At 73.0% G+C, this 26213-nt stretch carries 24 protein-coding genes and 1 pseudogene; 18 read left to right on the top strand and 7 right to left on the bottom strand.

What is annotated here, in order from left to right; translation table 11 throughout:
• Positions 1 to 67: 67 nt before the first annotated feature.
• The gene (locus ACLQ2N_RS20900; RefSeq protein ID WP_425815175.1) at positions 68 to 2200 is read right to left on the bottom strand and encodes a SpoIIE family protein phosphatase; all 2133 of its coding nucleotides are present in this window, start codon (positions 2198 to 2200) and stop codon (positions 68 to 70) included.
• A 255-nt stretch (positions 2201 to 2455) separates the two neighbouring features.
• On the opposite strand from ACLQ2N_RS20900, the pseudogene ACLQ2N_RS20905 reads away from it, so the two are divergent.
• From ACLQ2N_RS20905 to ACLQ2N_RS20930, 6 genes and pseudogenes are all read left to right on the top strand, one after another.
• Positions 2456 to 2593, top strand: a pseudogene (locus ACLQ2N_RS20905) (PadR family transcriptional regulator); the annotation flags it as partial.
• Between the two features lie 175 nt (positions 2594 to 2768).
• Positions 2769 to 3470 (top strand): alpha/beta fold hydrolase, encoded by a 702-nt coding sequence (locus ACLQ2N_RS20910; RefSeq protein ID WP_425815177.1) that lies wholly within the window; start codon positions 2769 to 2771, stop codon positions 3468 to 3470.
• A gap of 71 nt (positions 3471 to 3541) precedes the next feature.
• Positions 3542 to 4219, top strand: a complete 678-nt coding sequence (locus tag ACLQ2N_RS20915; RefSeq protein ID WP_425815179.1) for an ABC transporter permease — start codon at positions 3542 to 3544, stop codon at positions 4217 to 4219.
• The gene (locus tag ACLQ2N_RS20920; protein WP_425815181.1) at positions 4216 to 4902 is read left to right on the top strand and encodes an ABC transporter permease; all 687 of its coding nucleotides are present in this window, start codon (positions 4216 to 4218) and stop codon (positions 4900 to 4902) included. The genes ACLQ2N_RS20915 and ACLQ2N_RS20920 overlap by 4 nt, the downstream gene beginning before the upstream one ends.
• On the top strand, positions 4899 to 5870 hold the full coding sequence (locus tag ACLQ2N_RS20925) for an ABC transporter substrate-binding protein (protein WP_425815183.1): 972 nt from the start codon (positions 4899 to 4901) through the stop codon (positions 5868 to 5870). The genes ACLQ2N_RS20920 and ACLQ2N_RS20925 overlap by 4 nt, the downstream gene beginning before the upstream one ends.
• 98 nt (positions 5871 to 5968) lie before the next feature.
• Positions 5969 to 7117: a serine hydrolase domain-containing protein gene (locus ACLQ2N_RS20930; protein WP_425815185.1), complete on the top strand. Its 1149-nt coding sequence runs from the start codon at positions 5969 to 5971 to the stop codon at positions 7115 to 7117.
• A 20-nt stretch (positions 7118 to 7137) separates the two neighbouring features.
• Here ACLQ2N_RS20930 and ACLQ2N_RS20935 read toward each other — a convergent pair whose 3' ends face one another.
• Positions 7138 to 8301, bottom strand: coding sequence for an ABC transporter ATP-binding protein (locus ACLQ2N_RS20935; protein ID WP_425815187.1), 1164 nt, complete (start codon positions 8299 to 8301; stop codon positions 7138 to 7140).
• Positions 8302 to 8406: 105 nt separating this feature from the next.
• Between ACLQ2N_RS20935 and ACLQ2N_RS20940 the strand changes: the two genes are divergently transcribed.
• Positions 8407 to 9702, top strand: a complete 1296-nt coding sequence (locus ACLQ2N_RS20940) for an alpha/beta fold hydrolase (protein WP_425815189.1) — start codon at positions 8407 to 8409, stop codon at positions 9700 to 9702.
• Between the two features lie 46 nt (positions 9703 to 9748).
• Here the strand turns inward: ACLQ2N_RS20940 and ACLQ2N_RS20945 are convergent, their stop codons facing one another.
• Positions 9749 to 10321, bottom strand: a complete 573-nt coding sequence (locus ACLQ2N_RS20945; RefSeq protein WP_425815191.1) for a rhodanese-like domain-containing protein — start codon at positions 10319 to 10321, stop codon at positions 9749 to 9751.
• Between the two features lie 139 nt (positions 10322 to 10460).
• Between ACLQ2N_RS20945 and ACLQ2N_RS20950 the strand changes: the two genes are divergently transcribed.
• The 7 genes from ACLQ2N_RS20950 to ACLQ2N_RS20980 all read left to right on the top strand — a co-directional run bounded on the left by ACLQ2N_RS20950 (position 10461) and on the right by ACLQ2N_RS20980 (position 15842).
• Positions 10461 to 11192, top strand: coding sequence for a PIG-L deacetylase family protein (locus ACLQ2N_RS20950; RefSeq protein ID WP_425815193.1), 732 nt, complete (start codon positions 10461 to 10463; stop codon positions 11190 to 11192).
• A 93-nt stretch (positions 11193 to 11285) separates the two neighbouring features.
• Positions 11286 to 11810 (top strand): glycoside hydrolase family 20 zincin-like fold domain-containing protein, encoded by a 525-nt coding sequence (locus ACLQ2N_RS20955; protein WP_425815760.1) that lies wholly within the window; start codon positions 11286 to 11288, stop codon positions 11808 to 11810.
• Complete coding sequence (locus ACLQ2N_RS20960) at positions 11768 to 12106, top strand: hypothetical protein (protein ID WP_425815195.1); 339 nt, start codon at positions 11768 to 11770, stop codon at positions 12104 to 12106. The genes ACLQ2N_RS20955 and ACLQ2N_RS20960 overlap by 43 nt, the downstream gene beginning before the upstream one ends.
• Positions 12107 to 12180: 74 nt before the next feature.
• Entirely contained in the window at positions 12181 to 13149 is a 969-nt protein-coding gene (locus ACLQ2N_RS20965) for an NADPH:quinone oxidoreductase family protein (protein ID WP_425815197.1), read from the top strand.
• Positions 13146 to 14333 (top strand): acyl-CoA dehydrogenase family protein, encoded by a 1188-nt coding sequence (locus ACLQ2N_RS20970; protein WP_425815199.1) that lies wholly within the window; start codon positions 13146 to 13148, stop codon positions 14331 to 14333. Before ACLQ2N_RS20965 ends, ACLQ2N_RS20970 begins: the two co-directional genes overlap by 4 nt.
• Positions 14330 to 15463, top strand: a complete 1134-nt coding sequence (locus ACLQ2N_RS20975; RefSeq protein ID WP_425815201.1) for an acyl-CoA dehydrogenase family protein — start codon at positions 14330 to 14332, stop codon at positions 15461 to 15463. The genes ACLQ2N_RS20970 and ACLQ2N_RS20975 overlap by 4 nt, the downstream gene beginning before the upstream one ends.
• A 184-nt stretch (positions 15464 to 15647) precedes the next feature.
• Positions 15648 to 15842, top strand: coding sequence for a hypothetical protein (locus ACLQ2N_RS20980; protein WP_143616949.1), 195 nt, complete (start codon positions 15648 to 15650; stop codon positions 15840 to 15842).
• A gap of 51 nt (positions 15843 to 15893) precedes the next feature.
• Here ACLQ2N_RS20980 and ACLQ2N_RS20985 read toward each other — a convergent pair whose 3' ends face one another.
• Positions 15894 to 16202: a hypothetical protein gene (locus tag ACLQ2N_RS20985; protein WP_425815203.1), complete on the bottom strand. Its 309-nt coding sequence runs from the start codon at positions 16200 to 16202 to the stop codon at positions 15894 to 15896.
• A 201-nt stretch (positions 16203 to 16403) separates the two neighbouring features.
• Here ACLQ2N_RS20985 and ACLQ2N_RS20990 point away from each other — a divergent pair, with 201 nt between their 5' ends.
• On the top strand, positions 16404 to 17234 hold the full coding sequence (locus ACLQ2N_RS20990; protein ID WP_425815205.1) for a PepSY domain-containing protein: 831 nt from the start codon (positions 16404 to 16406) through the stop codon (positions 17232 to 17234).
• 51 nt (positions 17235 to 17285) lie between these two features.
• Here the strand turns inward: ACLQ2N_RS20990 and ACLQ2N_RS20995 are convergent, their stop codons facing one another.
• The gene (locus tag ACLQ2N_RS20995; RefSeq protein WP_425815207.1) at positions 17286 to 19187 is read right to left on the bottom strand and encodes an ABC transporter ATP-binding protein; all 1902 of its coding nucleotides are present in this window, start codon (positions 19185 to 19187) and stop codon (positions 17286 to 17288) included.
• Positions 19188 to 19386: 199 nt separating this feature from the next.
• Here ACLQ2N_RS20995 and ACLQ2N_RS21000 point away from each other — a divergent pair, with 199 nt between their 5' ends.
• The 3 genes from ACLQ2N_RS21000 to ACLQ2N_RS21010 all read left to right on the top strand — a co-directional run bounded on the left by ACLQ2N_RS21000 (position 19387) and on the right by ACLQ2N_RS21010 (position 24434).
• Positions 19387 to 19548, top strand: coding sequence for a hypothetical protein (locus ACLQ2N_RS21000; RefSeq protein ID WP_164402861.1), 162 nt, complete (start codon positions 19387 to 19389; stop codon positions 19546 to 19548).
• 206 nt (positions 19549 to 19754) lie between these two features.
• Positions 19755 to 21590 (top strand): ATP-binding SpoIIE family protein phosphatase, encoded by a 1836-nt coding sequence (locus ACLQ2N_RS21005; protein WP_425815762.1) that lies wholly within the window; start codon positions 19755 to 19757, stop codon positions 21588 to 21590.
• Between the two features lie 438 nt (positions 21591 to 22028).
• On the top strand, positions 22029 to 24434 hold the full coding sequence (locus tag ACLQ2N_RS21010; protein ID WP_425815210.1) for a glycoside hydrolase family 9 protein: 2406 nt from the start codon (positions 22029 to 22031) through the stop codon (positions 24432 to 24434).
• A 6-nt stretch (positions 24435 to 24440) separates the two neighbouring features.
• Here the strand turns inward: ACLQ2N_RS21010 and ACLQ2N_RS21015 are convergent, their stop codons facing one another.
• Both ACLQ2N_RS21015 and ACLQ2N_RS21020 read right to left on the bottom strand, forming a co-directional pair.
• Entirely contained in the window at positions 24441 to 24842 is a 402-nt protein-coding gene (locus tag ACLQ2N_RS21015) for a hypothetical protein (protein ID WP_425815212.1), read from the bottom strand.
• 125 nt (positions 24843 to 24967) lie between these two features.
• Positions 24968 to 26170 carry an MFS transporter gene (locus tag ACLQ2N_RS21020; protein ID WP_425815764.1) on the bottom strand — a complete coding sequence of 401 codons (1203 nt, stop codon included), beginning with the start codon at positions 26168 to 26170 and terminating at the stop codon, positions 24968 to 24970.
• Positions 26171 to 26213 lie beyond the last annotated feature (43 nt).

The raw sequence follows: 26213 nt of genomic DNA on the forward strand, positions 1-26213 counted from the left end.
GCACCCCGTTCCGGGCCGGGGACGGCGGGTGCCGGGAGCCCGGGCACCACCGGCGAGCGGCCGTGCCTCAGCCGCCCGCGCCTCTCAGTGCCTCGATGAGGAGCAGCGCGATGTCGTCGCTGCCCGGTGTGACGTCCTTCGCGTACTGGACCAGGCTGTCGGCGACGGCCTCCATCGAGCGGCCGGTGTGCAGGCCGAACTGGTCGGCCAGCGCCGCCGTCGACCGGTCGAGATCGGTGCCCGGCACCTCCACGAGCCCGTCCGTGTACAGCGCGAGCGCGGCACCCGGCGGCAGCGGGATCTCGGTCGTCGGGTAGCGGGCGTCCCGGTCGATGCCGAGCAGCAGACCGGGCGGCAGCCGCAGTACCTCCGTCTCCCCGCCGGGGTGGCGCAGCAGCGGCGGCGGATGGCCCGCGGTGGCCAGCAGGGCGCGGTGGCCCGCCAGGTCCAGGTGGATGTAGAGGCAGCTGGTGAACAGGTCGGCGTCGAGGTCGGAGAGCAGCCGGTTGGTGCGCGCCAGGACCTCGGCGGGCGGTGCGCCGGCGGAGGCGTGCACCGCCGTGCGTACCTGCCCCATGAGCGCGGCGGCCGTTACGTTGTGGCCCTGCACGTCGCCGATGGTTGCGGCGGCTGTGGTGGCGTCGAGCGGGATGACGTCGTAGAAGTCGCCGCCGATGCCCATGCCGCGGGTGGCGGGCAGATAGCGGGCGGCCACGTCCAGTCCGCCGATCCGGGGCAGGGTGTGGGGGAGCAGATGGGCCTGGAGGCTGTGGGCCAGCCGCTCCTTGGTGTCGTACAGGCGGGCCCGGTCCAGCGCCTGGGCGATGAGCCCGGCGATCGAGGTGAGGAGCGCCCGCTCCTCCGGCTCGAAGGGGCGCGTGCGGTCGTAGCCGAACACCAGCGTGCCGACCGGGCGCCCGGAGGCGAACAGCGGCAGAAACGCCCACGCGGCCAGGCCCTCCTGGAGCGAGGCGGGCCGGAAGTCGCGGCGGAATTCGTCAAAGGTCCGGTAGAAAGCGGGCACGCCGGTGCTCAGCACGTGTGCCACGGGAGCGCCGGACGTCAGGGGCGCGCCCTCGAAGCACTCCATCAGCTCGTCGCTGAAGCCCCGGTGCCCCTCGATGCGCAGCCGCCCCTCCGCCACGGTCAGTACGGCGAGTGCCTGGATGCGGAAGGCGGGCACCAACTGTTCGGAGATCAGCTCGACCACGTCCTGGATGCCCACGGCCTCGGTGAGCGTCGCGGCCAGGTGCATCAGGTGGTAAAGGGCTACGGCACGTCCCGGGGCGCTCGGCGAGGCGACGGCGCCCGTGGCGGTGGGGAGCGCCGAGGCGTGCGGGCCGGTGACCGGTGTGATGTACACGCTGATGCCGGACGCGTCCGGGTAGAGGCGGAAGCACAGCCACTGGTCCGGAGGCCGCAGGGCGGCGAAGGACATCGGTTCCCGGCTGATGATCGCGCCCCGGTACTGGTCCTCGAACAGCGGATCGGCCATCCAGCGCAGCGACTCCCAGGGCAGCGTCCCCACCAGGTCCTCGACGCGCCCTCCGACCAGCTCGGCAGCGGTCTTTGTGAGATAGGTGATCCTCCCGTGCATGTCGAGCGTGCAGCAGCCGCCCGGCAGCCGGCCCACGAAGTCCGCCGCGGCGACCGCCTCGGTGTGGGCGGGCGGCGGAGCGGTGACCGGGGGCAGGACCCGCGGGCCCGTGCCCGCGTTCACCGGGCGGCCCCGCTCCCGCGCCTCGTGGAGCACCCGCGCGGCGTCGCGGCAGCAGTGGCCGATCGCCGCACGCTCCGGCGGCGTCAGCTGCGCCGCGTGGGAGCCGGGCCACAGCAGGACGAGTCCGCCGTGCACCCCGGTCCCGTCCGCGACGGGCGCGGCGGCCAGCGCGAACCGGTACGGCAGGACGAGCGCCGGGCGCGGATACCGCCTGGCCAGCTCCTCCTGGCTGCCCAGCCACACCAGCTGCCGGTCCTTCACCGCGTCCGACACCGGCATCGGCGCGGAGAGCGGCACCCGGAGCCAGGGGTCCGCGATCTCCGGCGGGATCCCCGCGAGCACGGTCAGCCGGAGCGTCGATCCGCCGGGCGGCAGCAGATAGAGCATCGCCACGGCGGCGCCCGTCTCCCGCACGGCACACGCCACCGCCGCGTCCAGACGCTCCTCCGCCGAATCCGTGGCGGGGCCGACATTGCCCATATGCGGACAATACGCCTACGTCTTGCGGTGGACACCGCGATGGTGCCCGCCCCGACGCGCTTCCTGCCGCCCGCCCGGCCGGTCGGCCCGCCGTCTCCCGGCCGATCCGCTTGCACCGCGCCCCCATCTCCGCGGCCGACAGGGGGCGGACCCTCACCATGAGGTGTCACCGGCCGGCCGCGACACGCTCGGCGCGTCCACCGCCGAGGCGCCCCGGCCCACGGCCATCCGGGACTGCCCGTGGTGATCCAGGCCGTGGACGTCGGCGACGCCGAGGCGGTACGCGCTTCGGTCGAGGAGCGTAGGGAGTGGGCGCGAGCCAAGCCCGCCCGCGGCGAACGGCTTCGCCTGCGGCTGCTCGACGGCCGCGCCGAGGCGGCGTTCCTCGCGGAGACCGACCGGGTCGGCCCCTGTCCCACCCTGGTGCGCGGCCGGTCCTTCGAGGAGGAGAACCCGCGCCGGGGCGGGCGTGTCCTGGGGATCCTGGAACTCCGTGCGCCGGCAGGGGCGAGGGGCGGCGCGGACGTGGTCCGACGGCGTTGTCGGACCTCACCGCTAGGGTCCGGCCATGACAGATTTCGTACTGGTGGCAGGTGCCTGGCTGGACGAGTCCGCGTGGGACGAGGTGGTGCCGGCGCTCCGCGCGGCCGGGCACGGCGCCCACCCGCTGACCCTGTCCGGGCTCGGCGGGAAACGGGAGCGCCCGGTCGGCCGGCAGACCCATGTGACCGACATCGTCGCGGAGGTGGAACGCCTTGACCTGCGCGACGTCGTCCTGGTCGGCCACAGCTACTCCGGCATCCCCGTGGGACAGGCCGCCGAGCGCCTGGGCGGCCGGCTGGCCCGAGTCGTCTTCGTGGACGCCTCCGTCCCCGCCGACGGCGAGTCGTTCGTCTCCGCGTGGTGGCAGGGGCCGGCCGCGCTCCAGGGGCAGCTCGACGCGAACGGCGGCCTCTGGGCCGTCCCGGAAGCCGATGAATTCGAGGGCCAGGAGCTGACCGGCGAGCAGATCGCACGGTTCCGGAAGGGCGCGACGCCACACCCCGGTGCCGCCCTGGCCGACCCGGCCGTCCTGGACCGCCCGCTCCGCGAGCTGCCCGCGACGTACATCAAGTGCCTCCTCGACGGACCGGAACCGGGCGAGGACGTGGCCCGGCTGCTGGCGAGCGAGCGGTGGGAGCTGATCACCATGGACACCGGCCACTGGCCGATGTTCTCCCGCCCGGACGAACTGGCCGCAATCCTCGACAAGGCCGCCTCCGCCTCCTGACCCGTGGGCGCGGTGGCCCGATCGGACGACCCGGACGCGCGCGTCCCGGCCGTGCGGGCTGCAATGGACGGGTGACCGCGCCCCCCGACGACTGCCTCGCGCGCAACGAGTGGGTCTGCGGTGCCTACCTCAGCAGCCGCCGCCACATCCTCTGGGAAGCGGCGTTGCAGCACGTGCAGCTCACCGCGGTGTCCGTGCTCATCGGGCTCGTCCTCGCGCTGCCGCTCGCCCTCGCCGCACGGCGCTGGCACTGGGCCGCCGGGCCCGTCCTCGGCGTGACGACGATCCTCTACACCATCCCGTCGCTCGCCCTGTTCTCCCTGCTGCTGCCGGTGTACGGGCTCTCGGCCTCGCTCGTCGTCGCGGGCCTCGTCCTCTACTCGCTGACCCTGCTCGTACGCAACGTCCTCGCCGGGCTGCGCGCCGTCCCGGAGGAGACCCGGCAGGCGGCGCGCGGCATGGGCTACGGCCCCCTACGGCTGCTCGTCGCCGTGGAGCTCCCGCTCGCCCTGCCCGCCGCGATGGCCGGTCTGCGGATCGCCACCGTCTCCGCGGTCTCCCTGGTCACCATCGGGGCGATCGTCGGCTACGGCGGGCTCGGCAACCTCATCTACGCCGGGATGAACACGTACTTCAAGGCCCAGGTGCTCACCGCGTCCGTCCTGTGCGTCGTCATCGCGGTCGCCGCCGACCTGCTCCTCCTGCTGCTGCAACGCCTGCTCACCCCGTGGACGAGGAGCCGGTCGTGAACACCCTGGCGGACGCCTGGTCCTGGCTCACCACCGCCGCGCACTGGCACGGCCAGGACGGCATCTGGGCCCGGCTCGGCCAGCACCTCTACCTCACCACCGTCTGCCTGCTGATCAGCTGTCTCATCGCGCTGCCCGTCGCCCTGCTCCTCGGCCACCTCGGCCGGGGCGGCGCGCTCGCCGTCAACATCTCCAACGTCGGGCGCGCCGTGCCCACGTTCGCCGTCCTGGTGCTGCTCCTGCTCACCCCGGTCGGCCGCTGGGGCGAGGGCCCGACGGTGGTGGCGCTGGTCCTGTTCGCCGTGCCCCCGCTGCTCACCAACGCGTACGTCGGCATGCGCGAGGTCGACCGGGACGTCGTCCGGGCCGCCCGGGGCATGGGCATGACGGGCCGCCAACTGCTCCTCCAGGTGGAGGCACCGCTCGCCCTGCCCCTCATCCTCACCGGGGTGCGCATCGCCGCCGTCCAGCTCGTCGCCACGGCCACCATCGCGGCCCTCGCGGGCGGCGGAGGGCTCGGCCGCATCATCACCGCCGGATTCAACCTCGCCTCCACCCCGCAGGTGGTCGCCGGAGCGGTCCTGGTCGCCGTGTTCGCGCTGGTCGTCGAGGGGGTCTTCGAGGCGGCCCAGCGGTTCGCGCCGCGGCGGTTCGGGCTGCGCACGGCGGAGGAGACCGCGTGAGGGCGGGGCTCCGGGAGAGGGCCGCCCGCCCCCTCGCCGCGCTCCTGCTGCTGACGGCCACCGCCTGCACCACCGGACCGACGCTGGAGAACCAGGGCGCGGTCACCGCCCCGCCCGGCGACAGCAAGCACCTGACCATCGGCTCCGCGGGATTCACCGAGAGCGACCTTCTCGCCCAGATGTACGCCCTGCTGCTGGACGACGCCGGATACTCCACCAAGATCATCTCCGTCACCAACCGGGAGATCTACGAACCCGCTCTGGAGAACGGCCAGATCGACGTGGTCCCCGAATACGCGGCCACCTTCGCCGACTGGCTGGGCGCCAAGGAGCACGGCGCCGACGCCGCCTCCGTCGGCTCGCCCGACCTCGCCGCCACGATGAAGGCCCTGCGCAGCCTGGCCGCGCCACGCGGGCTCACCGTCCTCGACCCCGGCAGGGCGGTGGACCAGAACGCGTTCGCCGTCACCGCCGCCTACGCGCGCGAGCACCACCTCAGGACGCTCAGCGACCTCGGCCGCTCGGGACTGCCCGTACGCCTCGCCGCCGGCGACGAGTGCGTCCAGCGCCCGTACTGCGCGCCCGGGCTGAAGAAGACGTACGGCATCGACATCACCGCCGTCGACCCCAAGGGCGTCGGCACCACGCAGGCCAAGCAGGCCGTGCAGAGCGGCCGCGACCAGATGGTGCTGACCACCACCACCGACGCCACCCTGGACGACTTCGGTCTCGTCCTCCTCGCCGACGACAAGCACCTCCAGAACGCCGACTACCTCGTCCCCGTCGTCAACCGGGCCCGCGCCGGCGGCGAGGGCGTGCGCAAGGCCCTCGGCAGGCTGAACACCGTCCTCACCACCGCGGACCTGGCCCGGCTCAACGAACAGGTCGACAGCTGGCGACGGCTCCCCGAGGACGTGGCCCGCGCCTACCTGCGCTCCGAACACCTCACTCCCGGTGACGGGAAGTGAGACCGGAAGTCGTCCCGCGCCCGCCGATGAGTCCGCACCGCGACACCGGTCAGCCCTTCGGCACGCCCGGATCAGCCAAGCCAGGAGAAGGCGGAGCGATGAGCACCTTGCGCGAAGTTCTGGAGAAGCACGTCCATGACGGACCGGTGCCCGGCGCCGTGGGCCTGGTGGCGCGCGACGGGCGCGCGGAGGTGCTGGCGGTGGGCGGCGCCGGCACGGACGACGGCACCCCGATGGCCCGGGACTCGGTCTTCCGGATCGCCTCCCTCACCAAACCGGTCACGGCCGCCGCGGTCATGACGCTGGTCGAGGACGGGCGGATCGCGCTGGACGACCCGGTCGCCCCCTGGCTGCCCGAGCTGGCGGAGCCCGTCGTCGTGCGCACCCCGGACGCCCCGGCGGACGACGTGGTCCCGGCGTCACGCCCCATCACCCTGTCCGACCTCCTGACATCCCGCGCCGGGTACGGATTCCCGTCCGACTTCTCCCTGCCCGCCGTCCGCCTCCTCTTCGACGAGCTGAAGCAGGGCTCGCCGCAGCCGCGCGGCGTCCTTCCCCCGGACGCCTGGATGGACACGCTCTCGCGCATCCCGCTGCTCTCCCAGCCGGGCCGGGAGTGGCTGTACAACACCTGCTCCGACATCCTGGGCGTGCTCGTCGCCCGGGTCGCCGGGCAGCCGCTGCCGGAGTTCTTCGCCGAGCGGATCTTCGCGCCGCTCGGCATGAACGACACCGGCTTCGCGGTCCCGGCGGAGAAGCTCGGCCGCTTCACCGGTCTGTTCCGGCCGGGCGCGGACGGCGGTGTCGAGCTGGTCGACGCCCCGGCCGGACAGTGGAGCGCCATGCCGGACTTCCCGTCCGGGGCCGGCGGACTGGTCTCCACCGCGGACGACCTGTACGCCTTCGCCCGCATGCTGCTCGGCGAGGGCACACTGGAGGGCCGGCGCCTCCTGACGCCCGCGTCCGTGCGGCAGATGACGACGGACCACCTGACCCCCGCGCAGCGTGAGGCCAGCGGGCTGTTCACCGAGGGGCAGGGCTGGGGCTTCGGCGGCTCGGTGGACGTCGACACGACCGCCCCGTGGAACGTGCCGGGGCGTTACGGCTGGGTCGGCGGCACCGGCACCACGGCGCACATCGTCCCGGCCACCGGCACGGCCGCGATCCTGCTCACCCAGCTGGAGATGACCGGCCCCACCCCGCCGCTGCCGATGCGCGACTTCTGGCAGTACGCCGCGGACGCCTGACCGGCCGCCGGGGCGCGTCCTCAGGCATCCGCCACCGAGTCGAACCGCACCTCATCGCGCCCCACGCCCTGCGCGTCCGCGTCCACCGAACGCCGCAGGGCCTCGTGGAGCTTCGCCGGGGTCAGTACGCCGAGGAACCGCGCCCCGTCCAGCACCGCGATCCACCCCGCGTCCCGCTGGAGCATCTCGCTGAACGCCCGCTTCAACGGCGCGCCCACCGGCACCCACGCGTCCATCCGGCGGGCCAGCTCGCCCACCGTTCCCTGGTCCCCGGCGATCCGCAGCGCGTCCGCCGCCACCCAGCCGTGCAGCTCGCCCGCCTCGTTCAGCACGACCGCCCAGCGCGCGCCGGCCGCGCCCAGCCGGGCCGCCGCCACCCCCGCCGGTTCGTCCAGGCGGGCCACCGGCGGCTGCTCCAGGTCGGCCGGTTCGATCGCGGTGACGGACAGCCGCTTCAGCCCCCGGTCCGCGCCGACGAACTCCGCCACGTACGGAGTCGCGGGCGAACCGAGCACCGCGGCCGGCGTGTCGAACTGCTCGATGCGCCCCTGCCCGTACACCGCGATCCGGTCCCCCATCCGGACGGCCTCCTCGATGTCGTGGGTGACCATCAGGACCGTCTTCCTCACCCTCGACTGGAGCTTCAGGAACTCGTTCTGCAGCCGCTCGCGCACCACCGGGTCCACCGCGCCGAACGGCTCGTCCATCAGGAGCACCGGCGGGTCGGCAGCGAGCGCCCGCGCCACGCCGACGCGCTGGCGCTGACCGCCGGAGAGCTGCGCCGGGTAGCGGGAGCCGTACACCGACGGGTCGAGGCCCACCAGATCCAGCAGCTCGGCCGCCCGCTCGCGGGCCCTGGACCGCTTCCAGCCGACGAGCGCCGGCACGGTCGCGGTGTTGTCGAGGACCGTCCGGTGCGGGAAGAGCCCCACCTGCTGGATGACATAGCCGATCCCGCGGCGCAGCTTCACCGGGTCGGTCCTCGCGATGTCCCGGCCGTCCACGAGGATGCGGCCCGCGGTGGGTTCGATCAGCCGGTTCACCATCATCATCGTGGTCGTCTTGCCACAGCCCGACGGGCCGACCAGGGTGACCAGTTCTCCCTCGGCGACCTCGAAGGACAGCGCGTCGACCGCGGTCGTGCCGTCCGGATAGACCTTGCCGACCTGCTCGAACCGGATCATGAGAGCACGCTAGGAGCCCGGTGCCCCGGCCGCACACGGGCCGCGACCGTCCGGGGCACACCGGTGTGCTGAACTGTCCGGGAACCGTCCGATCCAGGAGCCCCCTTGAACAGCTACCGGCAGCCCGGCCTCGTCCTCACCGACCACCGTTTCACCGTCCCGCTCGACCACGCCGACCCCGGCGGTGAGCAGATCGAGGTCTTCGGCCGGGAGATCGTGGCCGCCTCCAAGACCGGCCGGGAGCTGCCCTGGCTGCTCTACCTGGAGGGCGGTCCCGGCTTCGGCGCCCGGCGCTTCACCGGCGCCGAGGCATGGCTCGGGCGGGCCGTGCGGGAATTCCGGGTGCTCCTGCTCGACCAGCGCGGCACCGGCCTGTCCACCCCCGCCAACCGGCAGACCCTGCCGCTGCGGGGCGGGCCGCGCGAGCAGGCCGACTACCTCGGCCACTTCCGCGCGGACAGCATCGTGCGGGACTGCGAGTTCATCCGCCCGCGGCTGACCGGCGGCGCGCCCTGGACCGTTCTCGGCCAGTCCTTCGGCGGCTTCTGCGCCGTCCGCTACCTTTCGGCAGCCCCCGAGGGGCTGGACACCGTCCTGATCACCGGCGGTCTGCCCTCCCTCGACGCCCACGCGGACGACGTCTACCGGGCCGCGTACCCCCGCATCGAGCGGAAGGTCGCCGCGCACTACGCCCGCTACCCGCAGGACGTCGAACGCGCCCGGGAGATCACCGCTCACCTCGCGGAGCACCGCCCCGAGAGCGCCGGGCACCGGCTGACGCCCGAGACCTTCCAGTCCCTCGGCATCATGCTCGGCGGTGGCAGCGGCAGCCACCAGCTGCACTACCTGCTGGAGAACGCCTTCGTCCGCACCCCGCACGGCACCGAGCTGTCCGACACCTTCCAGGAGGCCGTGCGCGCGGCGACCTCGTTCGCCGGACACCCCCTGTACGCCCTCATGCACGAGGCCATCTACGGCCAGGGCGGGCGCCCCACGGACTGGGCCGCCGAGCGGGTCCGCGCCGAGTTCCCGCAGTTCGACGCCGCGACGGCCCTCGCGGGTGACGGGCCGGTCCTGTTCACGGGGGAGTCCATCCACCCGTGGCACTTCGAGGTGGACCCCGCGCTGCGCCCGCTGCGCGAGACGGCCGGGCTCCTCGCCGCCCGCACCGACTGGGAGCCGCTGTACGACCCCGAGCGCCTGGCCGGCAACGAGGTCCCGGTGGCCGCCGCCGTCTACCACGACGACATGTACGTGGACACCGCCCACGCGTTGCGCACGGCCGCCGCGATCCGGGGGCTGCGCACCTGGGTGACCGACGAGTTCGAGCACGACGGGCTGCGCGCGGGCGGACCCCGTGTACTGGACCGGCTGCTCGCGCTGGTCCGCGACGAGGTCTGACGCACGTCGTCCGCGGTCGGTTGTACGGGACCGGCCCCGCGGTGCCTCAGCCCTGGAGGGCGTCCAGCGTCGCTTTCAGGTTCGCCGCCGAGCGCGGCGCGCGGTTGTGCGGGAGCTTCGACAGGGCCGCAGCCATCCCGCAGGTGTCGGTGACCGCCGAGAGGACGAGCCCGGAGCCGACACCGGCGGACAGCCAGCGCGCGGCGGGGTACCTGAGGCCCGCCAGCAGCCCGGCCACTACGAGGGAGCCGGCCGCCAGCCGGACCTGGCGCTCCATCGGCCAGGTGGCCCGCGCGTCCACCGGGTGCTCCAGGCCGTGGCCCTCGCTCTCCCAGGCGGAGGTGCCGCCGCTGAGCGTCGCCGCGTCGATGTCGGCCGACGACAGGATGCCGCAGGCACGCGTGGAGCGGTTGCCCGAGGCGCAGACCAGGAGCAGCGCGCCGCGGGCGGAGGCGGACTTGAGCGCGGGCAGCGCCTCGTCGAGCCGGTCGAGGGGTATGTTCACCGCCCCCGGCACGTGCCCCGCCGCGTACTCGCCGGGTGCGCGTACGTCGATCACGGTGAACTCCGTGAGCCGGGCGGCCGCCTGGGCGGGGGAGAGGGATACGGGGCTGGTCACGAGCTGTGTTCCTTTCGTTCACCGGGGGACGGGGCAGATCTCGCTCTCTCCTGCCCCGGACGGCCAACGATACCCCCCTGGGTATCGAAGTCCGTCGTGTCACGGGTCTCACCCTCGCCTTGCCGGTTAGCCTGCGGATATGACCGAGCAGCTGAAGCCCATGCCCGAGGACTGGCGGCGCGCGCTCGCCGTGGTCGCACACCCCGACGACCTGGAGTACGGCTGCGCGGCAGCGGTGGCCGGCTGGACCGATGCCGGACGCGAGGTCACGTATCTCCTCGCGACCAGGGGTGAGGCCGGGATCGACACCCTCGGGCCGGAGGAGTGCGGGCCCCTGCGCGAGCGGGAACAGCGCGCGAGCGCGGCGGCCGTCGGCGTCTCCCGCGTCGAGTTCCTGGACCATCGCGACGGGGTGATCGAATACGGGATCCCGCTCCGCCGGGACATCGCGGCGGCCGTCCGCCGGTACCGTCCCGAGCTGGTGATCACGCTCAACCATCGTGACACCTGGGGCGGCGTCGCGTGGAACACGCCCGACCATCGCGCCGTCGGCCGCGCCACGCTCGACGCGGCGGCCGACGCGGGCAACCGCTGGATCTTCCCGGAGTTGGCGGAGCAGGGTCTCGAACCGTGGGACGGCGTGCGCTGGGTGGCCGTGGCGGGGTCGTCCGCGCCCACCCACGCGGTGGACGCGACGGCCGGTCTGGAGCGGTCGGTGCAGTCCCTCCTGGCCCACCGCACGTACATCGAAGTCCTCACGGACGAGGACCCGGAGACGTACTGCCGCACGTTCCTCACCGGCAACGCCGAAGCCGCCGCAGACCGTTTCGGAGGGCGTCCGGCCGTCCCGTTCGAACTCTTCGCCCGGTAGTCGTTCACGGGAGTCGGATGCAAAACCGCAGGTCCGCGCAGTGATGTTGTCGTCACTCTCGTCGCCGGCGGGACGGGGGACGGGCTCGACGTGGTGGAGACGGCCCTGCGCGAGGCGGGCGCCCAACACGTCGTCCGCGCCAAGCCACCCGCCCCCGGCAGACTCACCGTGTACGCCGGTGACGCCGCCCTCGCCGCGCAGAAGCCCGACGGGGCCGCCGCACTGCCCGCCGAGGGCTACGCCCTCGGGATCGTCGCGGGCCGGATCGTGCTCGCCGGCAAGGACACCACCGGCACCTGCTACGCCGCGCAGACCCTGCGCCAGGCCCTGCCGCACAGGAAACACCCTGGAGGTCGACCAGCTCGACCACTACGGCGAGCACAAGACGAACATCCGAGCCGGGCAGCACCGACGAACACGTCCACGAGGGCGTCCGGGAGTACTCGGCGGACCGCAGGACCTGTCAGACGCTCGCGGACCTCTCCGGCAGGCCCGATGTCCTGGCGGCCCCGCCCGCCGGGACGAAGGCGCGCTCTGCGCGGGCCCGGGCGACGGCCGGGCAGAGCAGCTGGGTCGTGGTCCGCGCATTCCAGGTCGCGACCACGGACGGCGCGGTGACCGGCAACCCGCCCGCCGCCACCGGCTCCTCGCCGCGCGCGGCGGCCGACGGCGACCCTGGCACCGTGTACCGGGGCGCGCGTGCGGCCGGGGACGATGAGCCGCTCGTGGTGGACCTCGTTGCCGCGCGGCCGGTCGGCTCGGTGACGGCGCTGCGGCCGTCCGGCTCCCGAGAGCGCCGCCGACATCCAGTTGCGTACGGCGCCTGGCCCACCGTGGGCGCGCCGCACGGCGCGTACACCGCCATCGACGCCGCCGGGCGCACGACCGTGTTCGGGACCGTTGTCCGCAGGTAGTTCCCACAGGGGCAAGCGACCGCTTAGTATGCGCCGGAGCAGTGGTAATGCCGACAGTGTTGTGGAGGCCCCTCATGCAGGCATGGCGAGTGCACCGGAACGGCGAGCCGAGTGAGGTGATGCGGCTGGAGGAGACGGACCGGCCGGTGCCCGGCGACGGGCAGGTGAGCGTCGAGGTGCTCGCGGCGAACATCAACTTCCCCGACGCGCTGCTCTGCCGGGGCCAGTACCAGGTACGGCCGCCGCTGCCGTTCACCCCGGGCGTCGAGATCTGCGGCCGCACCGAGGACGGGCGCCGGGTGCTCGCCACCCCCGCCCTGCCGCACGGCGGCCTCGCCCAGTACGTCGTCGCCGACGAGGCGGCCCTGCTGGACGCCCCGGACTCGCTGGACGACGCGGAGGCCGCGGCCCTGCACATCGGCTACCAGACCGGCTGGTTCGGACTCCACCGGCGCGCCCGGCTGCAGGCGGGGGAAACCCTGCTCGTGCACGCTGCCGCCGGAGGGGTCGGCAGCGCCGCCGTCCAGCTCGGCAAGGCCGCCGGGGCCACCGTCATCGGAGTCGTCGGCGGACCCGAGAAGGCGAAGACCGCCGTCGCGCTCGGCTGCGACCTGGTCATCGACCGGCGCACCGAGGACATCGTCGCGGCGGTCAAGGAGTTCACCGGCGGCCGGGGCGCCGACGTCGTCTACGACCCGGTCGGCGGCGACGCGTACGCCAAGTCCGTGAAGTGCATCGCCTTCGAGGGACGCATCGTCGTCGTCGGCTTCGCCTCCGGCACGATTCCCAGCCCCGCGCTCAACCACCCCCTAGTGAAGAACTACTCCGTTCTCGGGCTCCACTGGGGCCTCTACAACACCAAGGACCCGCAGGCCGTACGCGACTGCCACCGGGAGCTGACCCGGCTCGCCGCCGAAGGCGTCATCAAACCGCTGATCAGCGAGCGGGTCGCGATGGACGAGGCGGCGGCCGCCGTCCAGCGCGTCGCCGACGGCACCAGCACCGGCCGTATCGTCGTCCTCCCGTCAGGAGCCGCCCGATGACCGCACCCGACGCCGCCGGACTGCGCTGCCGCACCCGCGAACTGCTCGCCGCGCACCCCCCGGCGACGACCGAGCGCACCGACTTCCTCAAGGCGCGCTTCGACGCCGGACTCGCGTGGGTGCACTACCCGGCCGGGCTCGGCGGCCTGGACGCCCCGCGCTCGCTCCAGCCCGTGGTCGACGCCGAGCTCGCCGCCGCGAACGCCCCCGACAACGACCCGCGCCGCATCGGCATCGGGCTCGGCATGGCGGCCCCGACCATCCTCGGCTTCGGCACCGACGAGCAGAAGAAGCGGTTCCTCCGTCCCCTGTGGGTGGGGGAAGAGGTCTGGTGCCAGCTCTTCAGCGAACCCGGGGCGGGCTCCGACCTCGCGGCCCTCGGCACCCGCGCGGTACGCGACGGCGAGGACTGGGCGGTCGACGGGCAGAAGGTGTGGACCTCCAGCGCCCACCTCGCGCGCTGGGCGATCCTCATCGCCCGCACCGATCCCGACGCGCCCAAGCACCGGGGCATCAGCTACTTCATCTGCGACATGACCGACCCCGGCGTCGAGGTCCGGCCACTCCGTCAGATCACCGGCGAGGCCGAGTTCAACGAGGTCTTCCTCACCGGGGTGCGCATCCCCGACAGCCACCGGCTCGGGCCCGTCGGCGAGGGCTGGAAGGTCGCCCGGACCACCCTCATGAACGAGCGGGTCTCCATCGGCGGCTCCCGCATCCCCCGCGAAGGCGGCATGATCGGCCCGGTCGCCAGGACCTGGCGCGAACGGCCCGGCCTGCGCACCCACGACCTGCACCAGCGCCTGCTCACCCTGTGGGTCGAGGCGGAGGTCGCCCGGCTCACCGGAGAGCGGCTGCGCCAGCAGCTCGTCGCCGGGCAGCCGGGACCCGAAGGCTCGGGGATGAAGCTCGCCTTCGCCCGCCTCAACCAGGAGATCAGCGGCCTCGAAGTGGAACTCCTCGGCGACGAGGGCCTGCTCTACAGCGACTGGACCATGCGGCGGCCCGAGCTGGTCGACTTCACCGGCCGCGACGCCGGCTACCGCTACCTCCGCTCCAAGGGCAACTCGATCGAGGGCGGTACGAGCGAGGTACTGCTCAACATCGTCGCCGAGCGTGTACTCGGTCTCCCCTCCGAGCCCCGCAACGACAAGGACGTCGCCTGGAAGGACCTCTCCCGATGACCGCACAGACCGAAGCCGGCCAGGCCCCCGACCTCCTTTACTCCGAGGCCGAGGAGGACCTGCGCGCCGCGGTCCGCTCCCTGCTCGCGGACCGGGCCGACGCGCCGTCGGTGATCGCCCGCACCGAGTCCGACACGCCGTACGACCCGCAGTTGTGGAAGGCGCTCACCACCGGCATCGGCGCCGCCGGACTCCTCGTGCCCGAGGAGCTGGGCGGCCAGGGCGCCACGCACCGCGAGGCCGCCGTCGTCCTGGAGGAGCTGGGCCGCAGCGTCGCGCCCGCGCCGTTCCTGACCAGCTCCGTCGTCGCCACCGAGACGCTGCTGGCGCTCGGCGCGCAGGACGGGCCGGCCGCGGAACTCCTCGCCGCACTCGCCGAGGGACGCCGGGTCGCGGTGGTGGCCGTGCCGTTCGCGGCCGCTTCGGCGGACTCGGCGGGCGTGCGGGCGTCCGCGGCGACCGGCGCCCTGGAGGGGACGCTCGGCCCCGTCGCCGACGCGGCCGTCGCCGACGTGCTCCTGGTCCCCGCGGCGGACGGCCTGTACGCCGTCGCCACGGACGAGCCCGGCGTACGCGTCGAACCGCTCGTCGCGCTCGACCTCACCCGCCCGCTCGCCACCGTCACGCTCGACGGTGCCACCGGGACCCGACTCGCGGACGCCGGGGCCGGCAGGCGCGCGCTGGACCGGGGGCTGCTGGCCGGGGCCGGGCTGCTCGCGTCCGAACAGCTGGGACTCGCCGAGTGGTGCCTCACCGAGACGGTGCGGCACACCAGGGAGCGCCACCAGTTCAACCGGCCCATCGGCTCCTTCCAGGCGCTCAAACACCGCATGGCGCAGCTCTGGCTGGAGGTCGTCTCGGCCCGGGCCGCCGCTCGGAACGCCGCCGACGCCCTGGCCACGGGCAGTCCCGACACGCCGTTGGCGGTGGCCGTCGCACAGGCGTACTGCTCGAAGGTCGCGGTCCACGCCGCCGAGGAGTGCGTGCAGTTGCACGGCGGGATCGGGATGACGTGGGAGCACCCCGCGCACCTCTATCTGAAGCGGGCCAAGGCCGACGCGACCGCGTACGGCACGGCGGGCCGCCACCGGGACACCGTCGCCGTGCTCATGGAACTGCCGGCGCCCTGAGGTTTCACCACAGGGGGGCGCGGGAAGTCCCGCGTCCCCCTGCGCGGCCCCCCTCTTCCCCGCTTCGGCGGCCCCGACCCAAGACCTACCCGTTTGGCGGACACGCTGATGCGCCGGACGGCCCGCGCCCTGCGCCACACTGACGCCGAATGCCGCAAATCAGGCGCGGCGGAGGAGGTTGGCCATGGCAGTTTCGATCTCAGTGGTGCTGCTTCTGCTGATTCTCGCGGTGGTTTTCCTCCGCAACGGCGGAATGAAGCTCTCGCACGCGCTGGTGTGCGGAATGCTCGGATTCCTCCTCGCGGGCACCAGCATGGCCCCCACGATCCAGGACGGCATCACCGCCACCGCCGACGTCGTCAGCGGCATCAGGCCCTGACCGTACGCGCGGAACACCTCGGTGACCGGTCCCGTACCCGTACGGGGCCGGTCACTCCGAGCCCGCGGCCTGTTCGGGGCCGGGTTGCGGTACGGGGACCGTCGCCGCCGAACCCTGCCGGACCGCCTCGACGGCGGCCGCGTGCAACGCGCGGCTCGCCTCCTCCGACGGACAGGGCACGGGGCTGCCCGCCATGGTGAACCAGTCGGCCGCATCGGTGTACTGCACGGTGATCTGTGCCGTGCCCTCGGCCCAAGTGGTGTGGATGGTCAGGTCACCGGACAGCGGCCCGACCTCCTCGGTGAGCACGCCGCCGTGCCCCGAATACACTCCGCGTGTTGTCCAGGACGCCCAGGTCATGCATCCAGGCTCGCACCGATGCGGCCGGATCGCGACCCGCGTCACCAGGGAATTCGGACTGTCGTCGCATCTTCGCCCGGCGTGCACGAAATCCCCCCGATCCCCGACGACACGCGGGGCCGGGCCGGGATGGCGGTCGATCGGGTGACACTGCCCGTTGATCCCACATGCCGGGGCCGCGTGGCGGTTAAGCATGCGGGCATGACATGTGACTCCCCCTCCAAGAACACCGGATTCCTCCGAGCCCACCGCGTGCGCGCCGCCGGCGTCGCCTGCGTCGTGGTCACCGCGGCCCTGCTGACCGGCTGCGGCCAGGACGGCGGCAGCACGTCCGCGAGCACGAAGACCTCGGAGGCGGCCCGCGCCGTGCCCGAGGCCACGAAGAGTCCGTCGCCCACCGGCAGCTCCTCGCCGGGCCAGTTGACCGAGGACCAGCAGGAACGCAAGGAGCTGGTCTCCGCCACCAAGGTCACCTACGACAAGGCCATCACCACGGCCGAGGGCGAGGTCAAGGGCGGCAAGCTCGTCGAGCTCGAACTCAAGAGCGCCAAGGACGCGGCCGACGACGAGAGCCCCAGCCCCTCTCCCACGGGAAGCCCGTCTCCCACCGGCAGCCCCTCGCCGACCGGCAGTCCCTCGCCGACCGGCAGTCCCTCGCCGACGGGCAGCGCCGCGACCGGCGCCCCGCAGTGGGTCGCGACCGTCGCCGCGAAGACCGGGACCAAGCACAAGGTCCACATCGACGCCGTCTCCGGCAAGGTCGTCAGCTCGTCCGAAGACACCGACCAGAGCACCTCGGACAAGGCCAAGACGGCCAAGCGGATCACCCAGGCGAAGCAGACCGCGCAGCAGGCGGCGAAGGCCGCCACCGCGAAGCAGCAGGGGACGGTGACCTCCCTCGATCTGGACGACGACGACCAGGGCACCCTCGTCTGGAAGACCGATGTCGTGACCAAGGACTGGAAGAAGACGACCTTCGACATCGACGCGTCCAACGGCTCGGTCACCCACCAGGAGACCGACAACGACTGAGCGCCTCCCGCTCCGAACGCCCCCGGTCCGCTCGGACCGGGGGCGTTCGTGTCAGGCCGACCCGACGGGCTCCTGCTGATCGCCCGTCGCCTCCGGCGAGGCGAACTGCGTCCGGTACAGCTCCTCGTACCGGCCCCCCGCCTCCAGCAGCGCGGTGTGCGTACCCCGTTCCACCACCCGGCCCTCCTCCACGACCAGGATCAGATCGGCGGCCCGCACCGTCGACAGCCGGTGCGCGATCACCACGGCGGTGCGGCCCTCCAGGGCCTCGGCGAGGGCCTCCTGCACGACCGCCTCGGACGTGGAGTCGAGGTGCGCGGTCGCTTCGTCCAGGATGACCACCCGCTGCCGGGCCAGGAGCAGCCGGGCGATCGTCAGCCGCTGCCGCTCACCGCCGGAGAGCCGGTAGCCGCGCTCGCCCACGACCGTGTCGAGCCCGTCGGGGAGCGACGCCACCAGACCGTCGAGCCGGGAGCGCCGCAGCGCGTCCCAGATCTCGTCCTCGGTGGCACCGGGCCTGGCCAGCAGGAGGTTCGCGCGCACCGAGTCATGGAAGAGGTGTCCGTCCTGGGTGACCATGCCGAGCGTTTCACGGATCGATTCGGCGGTGAGATCGCGTACGTCGACGCCGTTCAGCCGTACCGCTCCCTCGTCGGTGTCGTAGAGCCGGGGCAGCAGCTGGGCGATGGTCGACTTGCCGGCGCCCGACGAGCCGACCAGGGCGACCATGCGGCCGGGCTCGGCCCGGAACGAGACGTCGTGCAGCACCCGCGAGCCGCCCCGGGAGTCCAGCGTCGCGACCTCCTCCAGCGAGGCCAGCGACACCTTGTCGGCGGACGGGTAGCCGAAGGAGACCCCGTCGAACTCCACGGACACCGGCCCCTCGGGCACCTTACGGGCGTCCGGCTTCTCGGCGATCAGTGGTGTGAGGTCCAAGATCTCGAAGACCCGCTCGAAGCTCACCAGCGCGCTCATCACCTCGACCCGGGCGCCCGCCAGCGCCGTCAGCGGGGCGTAGAGCCGGGTGAGCAGCAGCGCCAGCGTCACGACCGCGCCCGGCTCCAGGCTGCCGTGCAGCGCGTAGTAGCCGCCCAGCCCGTAGACGAGGGCCAGGGCCAGCGCGGACACCAGGGTCAGCGCCGTGATGAACGTGGACTGCGCCATCGCCGTACGGATGCCGATGTCCCGTACCCGCCCTGCCCGCGCCGCGAACTCGGCGGACTCGTCGGCGGGCCGGCCGAAGAGCTTCACCAGGGTCGCGCCCGGCGCCGAGAACCGCTCGGTCATCTGGGTGCTCATCGCCGCGTTGTGCCCGGCCGCCTCGCGTTGCATGCGCGCCATCCGCGAACCCATCCGCCGGGCCGGCACGACGAACACCGGCAGCAGCACGAGAGCGAGCAGCGTGATCTGCCAGGAGATCGTCAGCATCACCGCGAGTGTCAGCACCAGCGTGACCACATTGGAGACCACCCCGGACAGGGTGTTGCTGAACGCCCGCTGCGCGCCGATCACGTCGTTGTTGAGCCGGCTCACCAGCGCCCCTGTCCGGGTCCGGGTGAAGAAGGCGACCGGCATGCGCTGCACATGGTCGAAGACCGCCGTGCGCAGATCCAGGATGAGCCCCTCGCCCAGCGTGGCCGACAGCAGCCGGGTGAGCAGCCCGAGCCCCGCCTCCGCCACGGCGATCACGGCGATCAGCAGGGCGAGACGGACGACCGTGCCGCTCTCCTTCCCCTGCACGATCGCGTCGACCACCCGGCCCGCCAGCATCGGCGTCGCCACGGCCAGCAGCGCGGTGACCACGCTGAGCAGCAGGAACCGGTAGAGCTGACGCCGGCGCGGGCGGGCGAACGAGGCGATCCGGCGCACGGTGGCCCGGGAGAAGGGGCGGCGGTCCGCTTGCGCGTTGATCGCGCTGTGCAGCGACGACCACGCAGTGACTTCCATGCTCATACGGGTGCCTCCGGGGCAGGACGGATCGGTACGGCCCCGGCGCCGGTGCGGACCGGGGTGTGAGGAGAACGCTAGAAGCTCAAGCGAACTTGAGGTCAAACTTCTGGTGCCCCGTGCGGGCCCGGCAGCGGACCTGCGTAGAATCGGCCCCTGTTTCCGGCCGGACCACGGCAGACACAACCGATTGAGGCAGTTCGACGTGAGTTTCACAGACAGTACCGACGCACCGATCTACGCCGGTCTCGTGGAGGAGCACGGGGATGTACCGGCCGAGGTGCGCCGGGTGGCTGAGGAGACCATGCGGGAGGCCGACCGGGCCATCGACTTCAGCGATATCCGCAGGTCACCGGCGTACCGCTAGCCCACGAACCGTCCCGGCCAGGGCTTACGTCCGACCGCTTCCCGACCCGCCGGCGACCCCGGGCGGTCCGCGCGGACGGCCCGACCCGCACCACCCGTCCGGCACACTCCGGGGGCGGCGCGGGACGTCTCGCACTGCGGACCCGGCTCTCCCGTCGGAGCATGGAACGAACAGCCGCCGACGAGATCGGGACGAAGGGAAGCCGGATGGGTGGTGAACGGCATGAGCCACCGACCGACGCGTTCGAGGCCGAGCTGGACCAGATCGAGGCGCTGAACCGGATGCAGGCGCCCGGCCCCGATCCAGCGCTCCCCCCGGGGCCCGAGAGCGCGACCCGGGCCGACGGAACGCCGGAAGAGGCCAGACGCCGCGACTCCCTGCTGCTCTCCGCCGGACACGCGGTCGCCGCCGCCGACACCCTCGACGAGGCCCTGAAACTCGCCGCCGGCCTCTACGCTCCCGATTTCCCGCTGGACGGCCAGTGCGTTTTCGGAATCGCCGAGGGCAACCTCACCGCCATCGGGCAGTACGGATTCCGGCCCGGCGGTGCGGGCCGCGGGTTCCGCATGCCCATGAACACCGGCTACCCGGCCGCCGAGGTGGCCAGGACCGGGCGCGCCGTCTACCTGGGCTCCCCACAGGACTACCGCCGCCGATTCCCGGCGACCTGGCACCTGTCCGCGCGCAAGGGACGTGAGGCGTGGGCCTTCCTGCCCCTGGTGACCGCCGGCCGGGTCGTCGGGGTCTGGCTGGCCGCCTTCCGCGCCCCCCTCGACTTCACGGCGAGCGAGCGCGCCCTGCTCACCGTCACCGGACGCATGATCGCCCAGGTCCTCGAGCGGGCCCGGGCCAGCCGTGCCGAACTGGAACTCTCCCGGGGCCTGCGCCGCAGCATGCACACCGCCGGCGCGGCCCTGACCGGGCTCAGCGTCGCCACCCGCTACGTGCCGACCGGCGGCGGCCTCATGGTCGGCGGTGACTGGTACGACACCATCGATCTGCCGAACGGCCGGATGGCCGTCGTGATGGGCGACGTGCAGGGCCACGACGTGCACGCCGCGGGGCTCATGGCCCAGCTGCGTACCGCCGTGCACGCGTACGCGGCCGAGGGCCACGGCCCCGACGCGGTCCTGGCACGCGCCTCCCGCTTCCTGACCACCCTGGACGAGGACCGCTTCGCGACCTGCCTCTACATCGAGGCGGACCCGTCCACCGGTGACCTGCTCATCGCCCGCGCGGGCCACCCGCACCCCGTCCTGCGCATGCCGGACGGCACGTGTGTCCTCAAACACGTCAGCGGCGGGCTGCCACTCGGACTGATGCCCGGCGAGGAGGACTACCCCGTCGACGTCGTGCGCCTGCACGAGGGCGAGATCCTCATGCTGTGCACCGACGGGTTCATCGAGAACGGCGGCCACGACATGTACACCGGCTGGGTACGGGTGCGCGACGCGTTCTCGCCCGGCCCCGCCGACGACCTGGAGGGCATGGCCGACCGGCTCATGGCGGCCGTCGTCGAGCCCGGCCCCGGCGCCCGGCAGGAAGCCGTCGCACGCGACGGTGACGACATCGCCCTTCTGCTGCTGCGCCGCGACGCCATCCACGCCCGCGCCGACGTCAGCCAGCGCCGGCTGATGCTCACCGTCGGCCAGGACCAGGGCGAGGGGCTGGCCGAGGCCCGCGCCGAGCTCAAGGCGCTGCTGCACGACTGGGCGCGCCCGGACCAGATCGACACCGCCGTGCTCCTGGCGACCGAACTCCTCGGCAACGTCCTCGTGCACACCGACCAGGACGGCGCCCTCAACGCCACGCTGTCCGGCGAGACCGGCTCGCGCCGACTGCTGGTCGAGGTCATGGACCGCGGCGACGAACTGCCCCACCAGCGCACCCCGGGCGAGCTCGCCTCCTCGGGCCGCGGCCTGCTCCTGCTGGACATCCTCGCCGACCAGTGGGGCGTACGGCCCGAGCCGGAGGGGAAGACCGCCTGGTTCGCGTTGAACGAGGCCGCCCCGGCCGACGGCGGGGACGTGCCGGGCATCTGACCCCGGACGGCCGGCCCCGCGGGGCCGGGAGCTGTCGGGCCTCCGCAGGGGCCATGTGCTCGATCCCCGCCGGGCCGTCGCTCTCGTCCGGTGCGTGGATGAGGCACCGCGGCTCTTCGGCGCCCGCAGACCCGCCACCGCCGCCGTGGCCGTCGGAGCGGGTGCCGGCCGGCTGATCGGCTGTGCTGCCGGGCGCTCCGCGGCGGCGGTGCGTGCCGGGGCCTTTGGCAGATCCGCCGGCGTGTCCGTCGCGCTCATGGCCGATGCGGTGTTTCGGGCCGGCCCTCACGCTGAAGCGGGCGTGCCGCAACCGTTGACAGTTCCCGCCGGAACTGGCTTCATGAGCAACGCCCTTGGGAGCGCTCCCACGCCTCATGGGTCACGCACGCACCCCGCACACACCCGGCACCCCCACCGACGTGACGAAGGGAAAGTCCGTTGCGCTCGCTCACCCTCCCCGCCCTGCGAAGGCGGTCCCGAAGACCAGGCCCCCTCGGAGCCGTCGCCCTGGCACTCACCGTCGGCGCCGGCCTCCTGCTCCCACTGTCCCTGCCGGCCGGTGCGGCGGCCGCCCCCGCCTTCGACTACGGCGAGGCGCTGCAGAAGTCGGTCCTCTTCTACGAGGCCCAGCAGTCCGGCAGGCTGCCCGACACCAACCGCGTCTCCTGGCGCGGCGATTCCGCGCTGGACGACGGCAAGGACGCCGGCCTGGACCTGACGGGCGGCTGGTACGACGCCGGGGACCATGTGAAGTTCGGCCTCCCCATGGCCTACTCGGCCACCATGCTCGCCTGGGGCGGTACGGAGCAGAGGGCGGCCTACCAGGCTTCGGGCCAGCTGCCGTACCTGCGGAACAACCTGCGCTTCGTGGACGACTACCTCCTGAAGGCCCACCCCTCGCCCAATGTGCTGTACGGGCAGGTCGGCAACGGCGGCGACGACCACAAGTGGTGGGGCCCCGCCGAGGTGATGCCGATGAAGCGCCCGGCGTACAAGATCGACGCCTCGTGCCCCGGAAGCGACCTGGCCGGTCAGACGGCCGCGGCCCTGGCTTCCTCCTCGATGGTGTTCTCCGACAGTGACCCGGCGTACGCGGCGAAGCTGCTCACCCACGCGAAGCAGCTGTACACCTTCGCCGACACCTACCGGGGCAAGTACAGCGACTGCATCACCGACGCGCAGAGTTACTACAACTCCTGGAGCGGGTACAAGGACGAGCTCGTCTGGGGAGCCATCTGGCTGTACAAGGCGACCGGCGACACCACGTACCTCGCCAAGGCCGAGTCGTACTACGACAGCCTCTCCACCGAGCCGCAGTCCAGCACCCGGTCCTACCGCTGGACGCTCTCCTGGGACGACACCTCCTACGGGGCCTACGTGCTGCTCGCCCAGCTGACGGGCAAGCAGAAGTACATCGACGACGCGAACCGCTGGCTGGACTGGTGGACGGTCGGCGTCAACGGGCAGCGGGTGCCCTACTCACCCGGCGGCCAGGCCGTGCTGGACAGCTGGGGTTCGCTCAGGTACGCCGCGAACACCGCCTTCGCCGCGCTGAGTTACTCCGACTGGCTGACCGGTGACACCACCCGCAAGGCCAGGTACCACGACTTCGCGGTCCGCCAGATCAACTACGCGCTCGGGGACAACCCGCGCGGATCGAGCTACGTGGTCGGCTTCGGCGAGAACCCGCCGACCAAGCCGCACCACCGTACGGCCCACGGTTCGTGGACCGACCAGATGAACAACCCGGTGGAGAGCCGCCACACGCTGTACGGGGCGCTGGTGGGCGGCCCGAGCGCTCCCGACGACTCCTACACGGACGACCGCGGCAACTACGTCAACAACGAGGTCGCCACCGACTACAACGCCGCGTTCACCGGAGCGCTGGCCCGGCTCTACGCGGAGTACGGCGGGGCCCCGCTCGCGAACTTCCCGCAGCCGGAGGAGCCGGACGGGCCGGAGATGTCCGTCCAGGCGTCGGTGAACGCGACCGGCGCCAACTTCACCGAGATCAAGGCGTACCTGATCAACCGGTCGGCCTGGCCCGCCCGCGCGCTCACCGACGCCTCGGTGCGCTACTACTTCACGCTGGAGCCGGGCGTCGCACCCGACGACATCAGCTTCACCACCAACTACAACCAGTGCGGCGAGGTGACGGGCCCCACGCATGTGGCGGGCGACGTCTACTACGCCGCGGTGGACTGCTCGGGTACGGACATCGCGCCGGCCGGCCAGTCCGCATACCGCAAGGAGGTGCAGTTCCGGATCAGCTCCGCCGGCGCCTGGGACCCGTCGAACGACTGGTCCTACCCGTCGACGGCGACGACCCCGGGCGGCACGCCCGTCGACGCCCCGCACATGGTGCTGCTCGAGGGTTCGGCGCCCCAGTGGGGGAGCGCACCCGACGGCACGGACCCCGGGCCGGACCCCGACCCGACGGACACGCCCGACCCGACGACGACCCCCGACCCCTCCCCGACGCCCGATCCGACGGACACGCCCGGTCCGACGGACACGCCGGACCCCGAGCCGGGGGCCTGTGACGTCAGTTACCGGGTCAGCCAGGCATGGGGCACGGGTTTCACCGCCGATGTGACGGTGAAGAACATCGGGTCGACGCCGCTGGACGGATGGCAGTTGGCCTTCGACTTCCAGGGCGCCGAGAGCGTCAGCAACGCGTGGAACGCGACCGCCACGCAGAGCGGCACCCGGGTCACGGTCAAGAGCGCCGGCCACAACGGCTCGGTCCCGGCGGGCGGCAGCGCCTCGTTCGGGTTCCAGGCGAACGGCGCGCCGGCCGCCGATCCGGACTCCTTCACGCTGAACGGGAAGGAGTGCGGCTGAGGCCGCTCACCCGGGGCAGTTCCAGTGCCCCTTCACCCAGTGGGTGTCCCAGTGGCCGGGGACGTAGACCTTGGTCCAGTGGCCCTTGACCCACTGGGTGTGGTGGGTCCAGTGACCGGGCTTCCAGTGCCCGTGCCGGTCGTAGTGTCCGGGGTGCCAGACCTTGTGGTCGGCGTAGTGGCCCTTGTGCCACTGCTTCGCCCAGTGGCCCTTGACCCACTGCTTCTGCCAGTGGCCCTCCTGCCAGGTGCAATGGCCGTGGTGGTGGGTCGCGGCGGATACGGCGGCCGGTGCGGGGGCCGGGGCGGCCTGCGCCGTCCCGGCGGTCCCCAGGGCGGCTCCGCCGGCGAGCAGGCCGGTCGCTGCGGCGCCGGCCAGCAGGCGGCGGACTCGGGTGGAAGCGGTCATCGGACGCACCTTCCTCGTGGTCGGAACGGATCCCCGAGCCCAGTGAAGGGAATAGTCTAAGAAAATATAAATATAGCCCGAATGGGGGAATTCGTCCGTTCCGTGGTGGGCGTCCGCGCCGCCCGTCAGCCCTCGGACGGCGTGCGCAGAGCCGCGTACGTCCCCGACACCGCCGCCAGCAGCATCACGCAGCCTGTGAAGACCAGCCCGGCATCCCGCAGCCCGACCGCGGTCGCCAGCGCGCCCACCCCCACCACCGGCAGGGAGATCCCCGTGTAGGCGACGACGAAGAACGCCGAGATCGTGCCGCCCCGGTGCTCGGCGGGGGCCGCCTCGCTCACCAGCGTCAGCGCGGCCCGGAAGGCGAGCCCCTGCCCGATGCCCCCGCAGACGGCGCCCAGGACGAGCAGCACCAGCGACTTCGCGAGCAACGAGGAGGCGACGAGCAGCAGTCCGGCGATCAGCACGGCGCAGCCCAGCGGCAGTGCGCGACGCGCCCCGACGCGCGGGGCCAGCCACTGCCCGACCGTCGAGGCGCAGAAGACCGAGAACACCACCGCGCCCGTCACCGCCAGGTTGTGCACGTCCAGCGTTCGGGCCGCGAAGCTGGGCGCGACCGCCGTGAACAGGCCGAGCAGCGCGAAACCGGCGAAGGCGGCCAGCGAGGCCGGCACGAACACGCCCTTCACCTCGGCGGGCACCCCGACGCCCTGCGGTTCGAGCCGGGGCCACCGGCGCGGCTCGGCCACCGTCTCCGCCAGCCGCCACGTGATGAGGCACGCCACGGCGACCAGACCCAGGTGCACCCAGAACGGCAGGGACAGCGGCCAGGGCGTGTACTCGGCCAGCACGCCGGAGAGCAGCGGGCCGCAGCCCAGGCCGCCCATGTTGGCGGCCGTCGCGGCGAACCCTGCGCGCGCCTTCTGCCCCGGGCCCGCCAGCTCGATGACCGCAGCCGTCGCCGCGCCGCTCAGCAGCCCGGCCGCGCCGCCGGACAGCACCCGGCCGGCGAAGAGCAGGGGCAGCCCGCTCTCCAGCAGGAAGCACCCCGCACTCGCGGCGGACAGGCCCATGGCGGCCAGCAGCACCGGCTTGCGGCCCACCTTGTCCGAGTAGTTGCCCGCCACCAGGAGCACGGAGATGACCGCGACCGCGTACACGGCGAAGACGACGGTCACCATCAGCTCGGAGAAGCCGATCTCCTTCTGGTAGAGCCCGTAGAGCGGGGTCGGCAGCGTGGTGCCGGCCATGCCGATGGCGAAGACCACCGCAGCCGCCGGATAGCCCGCCCGGCGCCCGTCCGTCCGTCCCGTATCCTCACGCTCCATCACGCACGTCACTCTATGCAGCGGGCGGCCCCCGGTCAGGGCG

It is taken from the genome of Streptomyces sp. DT224 (genome assembly GCF_049844595.1).
In the GTDB taxonomy this organism is placed as follows: domain Bacteria; phylum Actinomycetota; class Actinomycetes; order Streptomycetales; family Streptomycetaceae; genus Streptomyces.

What these genes read in the sequence shown, in the direction of transcription:
- ACLQ2N_RS20995 (WP_425815207.1), bottom strand. Translation starts at nt 19,187, where the DNA reads ATGAGCATGGAAGTCACTGCGTGGTCGTCGCTGCACAGCGCGATCAAC.
- ACLQ2N_RS20980 (WP_143616949.1), top strand. Translation starts at nt 15,648, where the DNA reads ATGGCAGTTTCGATCTCAGTGGTGCTGCTTCTGCTGATTCTCGCGGTG.
- ACLQ2N_RS21020 (WP_425815764.1), bottom strand. Translation starts at nt 26,170, where the DNA reads ATGGAGCGTGAGGATACGGGACGGACGGACGGGCGCCGGGCGGGCTAT.
- ACLQ2N_RS20935 (WP_425815187.1), bottom strand. Translation starts at nt 8,301, where the DNA reads ATGATCCGGTTCGAGCAGGTCGGCAAGGTCTATCCGGACGGCACGACC.
- ACLQ2N_RS20975 (WP_425815201.1), top strand. Translation starts at nt 14,330, where the DNA reads ATGACCGCACAGACCGAAGCCGGCCAGGCCCCCGACCTCCTTTACTCC.
- ACLQ2N_RS20900 (WP_425815175.1), bottom strand. Translation starts at nt 2,200, where the DNA reads ATGGGCAATGTCGGCCCCGCCACGGATTCGGCGGAGGAGCGTCTGGAC.
- ACLQ2N_RS20930 (WP_425815185.1), top strand. Translation starts at nt 5,969, where the DNA reads ATGAGCACCTTGCGCGAAGTTCTGGAGAAGCACGTCCATGACGGACCG.
- ACLQ2N_RS20910 (WP_425815177.1), top strand. Translation starts at nt 2,769, where the DNA reads ATGACAGATTTCGTACTGGTGGCAGGTGCCTGGCTGGACGAGTCCGCG.
- ACLQ2N_RS21015 (WP_425815212.1), bottom strand. Translation starts at nt 24,842, where the DNA reads ATGACCGCTTCCACCCGAGTCCGCCGCCTGCTGGCCGGCGCCGCAGCG.
- ACLQ2N_RS20965 (WP_425815197.1), top strand. Translation starts at nt 12,181, where the DNA reads ATGCAGGCATGGCGAGTGCACCGGAACGGCGAGCCGAGTGAGGTGATG.
- ACLQ2N_RS20990 (WP_425815205.1), top strand. Translation starts at nt 16,404, where the DNA reads ATGACATGTGACTCCCCCTCCAAGAACACCGGATTCCTCCGAGCCCAC.
- ACLQ2N_RS20950 (WP_425815193.1), top strand. Translation starts at nt 10,461, where the DNA reads ATGACCGAGCAGCTGAAGCCCATGCCCGAGGACTGGCGGCGCGCGCTC.
- ACLQ2N_RS20970 (WP_425815199.1), top strand. Translation starts at nt 13,146, where the DNA reads ATGACCGCACCCGACGCCGCCGGACTGCGCTGCCGCACCCGCGAACTG.
- ACLQ2N_RS20985 (WP_425815203.1), bottom strand. Translation starts at nt 16,202, where the DNA reads ATGACCTGGGCGTCCTGGACAACACGCGGAGTGTATTCGGGGCACGGC.
- ACLQ2N_RS21005 (WP_425815762.1), top strand. Translation starts at nt 19,755, where the DNA reads ATGGGTGGTGAACGGCATGAGCCACCGACCGACGCGTTCGAGGCCGAG.